Genomic DNA, 6377 nt, shown 5'->3' on the forward strand with positions numbered 1-6377 from the left:
ACGGAGGAGGTCCTTAGCTAAGAGTATGCCTTCTACATGGTCTTTATCTTCACTGATGACTGGGTAGCGAGAGTGCTGTGCATCGGTCATTAGTGCGATCAATTTATCGAGGTCATCAGAACGTTCGATAGTGACCATTTGCGAACGTGGCAACATAATGTCGCGTACTCGCATTTCAGAAATTTCCATTACACCTTCAAGCATGTCGCGGGTGTCGTGGTCAATTAGGTCGTTTTCTTCAGAGTCGCGGATAACATCCACTAGCTCTTGGCGATCTTTTGGTTCGCCTTGAAAAATTTGACCTAGGCGCTCAAAGAAGGACTTCCTACTCGGACCTTCAGATTTTTTACTGTTTCCCTCTGGCTGAGAGGGAGAAGACTCTTCGTTCATGACTTCTCAATTCAGAATGCTATCAGATGTGTGATAGCGCACATGTGCAGGGGCGAGATTAGCCTCTACTCCTTTTCTGCAAGATATGGGTCTTCAAAGCCCATTTCAAGCATAATTTCAGTTTCCAAAGCTTCCATTTCTTCGGCTTCTTCATCTTCAATATGATCATAACCTAGCAGATGAAGACTGCCATGTACAACCATATGTGCCCAGTGTGCGTTCAAGGGCTTTGACTGCTCAATCGCCTCTTTTTCGACCACTTGGCGGCAGATAATCATATCGCAAGGAGGTTCATCTCTACGCCTGGAGGGGCTTCGAATGGAAATGAAAGCACGTTAGTGGGCTTGTCTTTACCACGATACTCGTGGTTGAGTTGGTGGCTCTCTTGCTCGTCAACGATGCGGATGGTCAGCTCCGCTTCTTTTTGAAACGGGACAATCGTCTTATCTAGCCAGCGCTGAAATTCATCAGCGCTTGGCAGGCCTTGTTCTGATTCGACAGCAAGTTGTAAATCCAGTTCAATGCTCATTATTTACTTTCCGAAGGTGTGCTTGTCGCCGCAGCTTTGTCGAGCAGCGCTTGGGCAGCTTCTCGCTCTTCACGACGTTTACGCTCGATCTCTTTGCGAGCTTTCGCATCTTCCGCTTCCCACTTTTCGTAGGCGTTGACGATACGAGCGACAACAGGGTGGCGCACTACGTCGTCTGATTGGAAGAAGTTAAAGCTGATTTCGTCCACCTCGTTAAGCACTTCGATAGCATGGCGAAGACCAGATTTAGCGCCGCGTGGCAAGTCAATCTGAGTCACGTCTCCAGTGATAACTGCGCGTGAGTTGAAGCCAATGCGGGTCAAGAACATCTTCATCTGTTCAACCGTTGTGTTCTGGCTTTCATCGAGAATAATAAACGCATCGTTAAGAGTACGACCGCGCATGTAAGCAAGCGGTGCAACTTCAATAACGTTTCGCTCAATCAGCTTTTCAACACGCTCAAAGCCAAGCATTTCGAACAGGGCATCATAAAGTGGTCGCAAATATGGGTCGACTTTTTGACTAAGGTCACCCGGTAGGAAACCCAGCTTCTCGCCGGCCTCAACCGCAGGTCGGGTCAATAGAATACGGCGGATCTCTTGGCGCTCTAACGCATCGACAGCGGCGGCAACGGCAAGGTATGTTTTACCTGTACCCGCAGGGCCAATGCCAAAGCTGATGTCATGAGTGACCATGTTCACCAAGTATTGTGCTTGGTTTGGTGTACGTGGTTTGATGATGCCTTTTTTGGTCTTAACAAAGACTTCTTTACCGTGAGCAATTTCTGATTCGGTATTTTGCTCTAGTACACCAGATTCTTTTACCGCTAGGTGGATCTGCTCTGGTTCGATGTCAGGAAATTGACCACGTACTGGCGCTGTATCAACGTAAAGTGATTTGAGAATGTCGAGTGCAGCAGCACTGGTGTGTGGCTTACCAACAATGGTGAAGTAATTACTTCTGTGGTTAATTTCAACACCTAAACGGCGTTCTAAGTGTTTGATGTTGTCATCGAAAGGACCGCACAAGCTGGACAGACGGCGGTTGTCTGAAGGTTCTAGATTGATTTCTAGAGTTACGATTTGATTACTCAATGTTGCCTCGCATTTTGCCCCTTTGAGGGCGATGAACGGAGCCCGATTTTGACCGGACTCCACATTTCTTCCCATGTCACTCCAAAATAGCACAATGGAGTGGTTTGGGTATAGGCGTTAAGGCGTAAAGGTAGCCACACCTAGCTCGTCTTCGCGTTTGGTTTTCGCCATCATTTGAGTTGGTGAAATCACAGAGCGAAGATCCATGTCTTTTTCTGTTCTTACGATCTCACCACGTAGAGAGTTCGCAAACACATCAGTAATTTTCACATCAACAAATTGGCCGATTAGTTCTGCGCCACCTTCGAAGTTTACGACACGGTTGTTTTCAGTACGTGCACGCAGTTCCATCAGGTTTTTCTTCGATGGGCCTTCAACAAGGACGCGTTGCTCAGTGTCTAGCATAAGACGAGAGTAGCGCATCGCTTGCGTGTTAACCGTTTGCTGTAGCTCGTACAAGCGGTCTTTCTTGGTTTGCTCTGGAAGATCACATGGGTAATCTGCCGCCGGCGTACCTGGACGTGGTGAGAAGATAAAGCTGAAGCTCATATCGAAATCGACATCTTTGATTAGCTTCATGGTGTCTTGGAAGTCTTTGTCTGTCTCACCAGGGAAGCCAACGATAAAGTCAGAGCTGATTTGAATATCAGGACGCGCTTTACGTAGCTTACGAATAATAGACTTGTACTCAATTGCTGTATGAGGACGCTTCATCATCGTTAGGATGCGGTCTGAACCACTTTGTACAGGAAGGTGCAGGAAGCTTACAAGCTCAGGCGTGTCTTCGTATACAGCGATGATGTCATCGGTAAATTCTAGCGGGTGGCTAGTGGTGAATCGAATACGGTCAATACCATCAATTGACGCGACTAGGCGCAGCAGTTCCGCGAATGAACAGATGTCGCCATCGTGCATTGGGCCACGGTACGCGTTAACATTTTGGCTAGAAGGTTCACTTCACGTACGCCTTGCTCTGCAAGCTGAGCGATTTCGAATAGAACGTCATCCATTGGACGGCTAACTTCCTCACCACGCGTGTATGGTACAACGCAGTAAGTGCAGTATTTTGAGCAGCCTTCCATAATAGAAACGAACGCTGTTGCACCTTCAGCACGAGGCTCAGGCAGACGGTCGAACTTCTCGATCTCTGGGAACGAGATATCCATAACCGGAACTTCGTCGTTCTGTGACTGTTTGATCATTTCAGGTAGGCGGTGCAGAGTTTGCGGGCCAAAAATCACGTCTACGTATGGTGCTCGCTCGCGGATGTGGTCACCTTCTTGAGTCGCTACGCAACCACCAACGCCGATCACAACGCCTTCTTTCTTATCTTTCAGTGTTTTCCAACGACCAAGTTGGTGGAAAACTTTCTCTTGCGCTTTTTCACGGATCGAACAAGTGTTCAACAGTAGTACGTCTGCTTCCTCTGGCACTTCAGTTAGCTCGTAGCCATTTGCAGCATTAAGCAGATCGGCCATTTTTGATGAATCGTATTCGTTCATCTGGCAACCCCAGGTTTTAATTAGCAGTTTCTTACTCATCACTATCGCTCGTCAGTTATGTAAATCTTATGCTGAACTATTGTTCAAATTATAGCCACCATCTCGGCGGTAAGCGGCGTATTGTACTGCTTTAAAAACCGCCTGACTAGGGGTAGGGGAAAATCTCTTTGAGAGCTTATATTTCAATTGGTGCACGTCGAAATTAGCCTCACAAAAGCAAGGATTTTGACGGGAAAAAACTCGCGCTTTAGCAAGTCGCTACGTACAATGAGAACACATTGATTTTAAGACAGTATTAGCACTATGGAACAGTATGAAATAGTCGTCGTTGGCGGTGGGATGGTAGGAGCGGCGCTTGCTCTCGGTCTTGCAAAGCAGGGGCGTTCAGTTGCCGTTATTGAGAAGTTCACGCCGAAGCCATTTGAACCAGCCCAGTCTATGGACTTACGGGTGTCTGCTATTTCACATCGTTCTGTCGATCTTCTGCACTCTTTAGACGCCTGGGGCGCGATTCAAGACACTCGAGTCTGTCCATATGCGAGGCTTGAAACCTGGGAGGCAGACAATTGTCGAATCCGATTCAATGCCGGCGAACTTGCGCTACCGCAGTTGGGCTATATCGTTGAGAATCGCATGATTCAGTTAGGCCTTTGGGCTCAATTCGCACGTTTTGATAACTTAAAAGTCATTGAAGGTGATGGTGTTGAAAGCTTAGAGCTTGCTCCAAATGACTCCAGCATCACGCTCGAATCGGGTAGGGTGCTTAAGGCTCATCTGGTGGTAGGCGCCGATGGCGCTAACTCGAGAGTGAGACAATCGGCGGGCATTGGTATTACCGCTTGGGATTATCGTCAAGAATGCATGCTGATCAATGTTGAAACTGAGCTGCCGCAACAAGATATTACGTGGCAGTGGTTTACACCAAGCGGCCCTCGTTCGTTTTTGCCTCTGTGTGGTAATCAAGGCTCGCTGGTTTGGTATGACGCTCCTAAGCGTATTCGACAGTTGAAAAATATGAACCCTGCACAGTTAGAGGCGGAGATCGCTACTTACTTTCCGACTGAGCTCGGAAAAGTGAAAATACTACAACACGGTTCATTTCCACTGACCCGCCGTCATGCTCAAAGCTACCACAATCAGGGCTGTGTCATCGTTGGTGACGCAGCACACACGATTAATCCTCTAGCGGGACAAGGGGTCAATCTAGGCTTTAAAGATGTCGAAGCGCTGCTCGAGTGTTTTGAGTCTAAAGGGGTGACACAACAGGCGCTGGTTCAATACGAGCGTTTACGCCGCCCAGATAACCTACTGATGCAAACTGGCATGGATGTGTTCTACAAGGGCTTTAGCAATACGCTGCCGCCTTTGATGTTTGCACGTAACGCCATGCTTAAGTTGGCGGAGCACTCTGGGTCAATCAAACAACAGGTGTTGAAATACGCTATTGGCCTAAAGTAATGGACTAATCACTAACTACTAGGCATGTCGGAGCAATAACATCAGGTAAGTCTGAATGCCAATTTGGCTTACCTGTTTGAGGATCGAGTTCAAATATGGAAACGTTATTTGAATGCTGATTGGCCGCGAGCAACCATTTGCCATCTGGCGTGATAGTGATATCTCGTGGAAATGCCCCACCCGTTTCTACATAGCCTTGATACACAGGGCGTTTAGGCTCACTCACATCAAACCAACTTATCACAGATTCCCCACGACTGGTTAAGTACATATAGCGTTCATCAGCTGAGAGTTTAATGGCCGCTGCTGCTTCGTGGCACACGTGCTCTGGAAATGCGGCGATAGTGGTGACTACTTGCCACTGTTGTTCTGCTAGGGTAATCACCGTCAGAGACTCGTCTAGTTCACACAAGACAAAACCAAATAGACCATCTTGGGTAAAGCTGGCATGTCTTGGTCCGCTTCCTGGTGGTAACTCCAAACGCTGGGACTGTTGAACTTGTTTGCCTTCATAGTGGTAGAAGGTAAGCAAATCGATACCTAGATCGACCGTGACCAATTGGGTAGTGTTAGGAATAAACATCACTTGATGGCCATGAGGTGATAATTGGCGAGTAGCATGAGGGCCTTGGCCATAGTTGGATAGCTTGGCTATCCGTTGTCCTATTTTTCCTTCTGACCCCAAAGCAAACAATTCAAAATCTCCAGTGCCGTAATGGGCAACGGCGATTCTGTCGCCAGCCCCGGAAATCGCAATATGACAGGGCGCATCCCCATCAAGATCAATCTTTTGAGTATATTGCACGTCGTGTGCTAGAAAATATAAAGCAGCTCCTTCCGCTTGGAAAACCTCAGAGAGCACATAAAGGCCATGTTGAGAATGGGTGAGGTATGAGGGGTTAACGATATCAGTTTTGACGGAGGGAGAACTAGCGACACCGTTTGCTTCGAATTTGACTTGAGAAAATCCAAGATGGCCTTTTTGTGAATATTGACCAATATAGACATTAGACTGCATATCGCTGCGAACCACTTCAATAAATAACCATATGGAACAAGGATCTGCGTGATGGTGCAATTTGGATAGAGGCAATGGGAAAATCTGTGATGAGTGTTGCGAAAGATAATACGAGTTAGTTACTTGTAGCAGGGTATTGAGTCTTCACTCACTGTAATAAAGAGTATCACGAGTAAATGCACAGAAAGAAAAAAGGCTCGTCAAATGACGAGCCTTTTTAATGATGGTGCGGAAGGAGAGACTTGAACTCTCACACCTTGCGGCGCCAGAACCTAAATCTGGTGCGTCTACCAATTCCGCCACTTCCGCAACAAATCTTTATGGTTAAGAGAGTAATTGGTAAAACTCAATCTCAACGTTGTCTGGTAAGTATAACTTACAATATT

At 47.1% G+C, this 6377-nt stretch carries 4 protein-coding genes, 1 tRNA gene and 2 pseudogenes; 1 reads left to right on the forward strand and 6 read right to left on the reverse strand.

The features are described from left to right. The 4 genes and pseudogenes from TZ48_RS09455 to miaB all read right to left on the reverse strand — a co-directional run. Window positions 1–390, reverse strand: a 390-nt coding sequence (locus TZ48_RS09455; RefSeq protein ID WP_162674527.1) for a CBS domain-containing protein, incomplete at its 3' end; no start/stop codon positions are given. Between the two features lie 65 nt (window positions 391–455). Beyond that, window positions 456–919: pseudogene (ybeY, locus tag TZ48_RS09460) on the reverse strand (rRNA maturation RNase YbeY). Further along, the gene (locus tag TZ48_RS09465) at window positions 919–2013 is read right to left on the reverse strand and encodes a PhoH family protein (protein ID WP_112478972.1); all 1095 of its coding nucleotides are present in this window, start codon (window positions 2011–2013) and stop codon (window positions 919–921) included. The pseudogene ybeY and the gene TZ48_RS09465 overlap by 1 nt, the downstream one beginning before the upstream one ends. Window positions 2014–2130: 117 nt before the next feature. Continuing rightward, window positions 2131–3554, reverse strand: a pseudogene (gene miaB / locus TZ48_RS09470) (tRNA (N6-isopentenyl adenosine(37)-C2)-methylthiotransferase MiaB). A 264-nt stretch (window positions 3555–3818) separates the two neighbouring features. Here miaB and TZ48_RS09475 point away from each other — a divergent pair. After that, window positions 3819–4973 carry a 2-octaprenyl-3-methyl-6-methoxy-1,4-benzoquinol hydroxylase gene (locus TZ48_RS09475; RefSeq protein WP_112478970.1) on the forward strand — a complete coding sequence of 385 codons (1155 nt, stop codon included), beginning with the start codon at window positions 3819–3821 and terminating at the stop codon, window positions 4971–4973. A gap of 4 nt (window positions 4974–4977) precedes the next feature. Here TZ48_RS09475 and TZ48_RS09480 read toward each other — a convergent pair whose 3' ends face one another. Together TZ48_RS09480 and TZ48_RS09485 are read right to left on the reverse strand one after the other, a co-directional pair. Beyond that, complete coding sequence (locus TZ48_RS09480; protein WP_112478971.1) at window positions 4978–5991, reverse strand: lactonase family protein; 1014 nt, start codon at window positions 5989–5991, stop codon at window positions 4978–4980. Between the two features lie 224 nt (window positions 5992–6215). Next, window positions 6216–6300 (reverse strand) — tRNA-Leu (locus TZ48_RS09485). Window positions 6301–6377: the final 77 nt, after the last annotated feature.

Origin of the sequence: Vibrio variabilis (genome assembly GCF_003263785.1) — a bacterium.
GTDB classification, from domain to species: Bacteria; Pseudomonadota; Gammaproteobacteria; order Enterobacterales; family Vibrionaceae; genus Vibrio; species Vibrio variabilis.

Excerpts from the sequence above, each read along its gene's own strand:
- TZ48_RS09480 (WP_112478971.1), bottom strand. The coding sequence starts at position 5,991 with ATGCAGTCTAATGTCTATATTGGTCAATATTCACAAAAAGGCCATCTT.
- TZ48_RS09475 (WP_112478970.1), top strand. The coding sequence starts at position 3,819 with ATGGAACAGTATGAAATAGTCGTCGTTGGCGGTGGGATGGTAGGAGCG.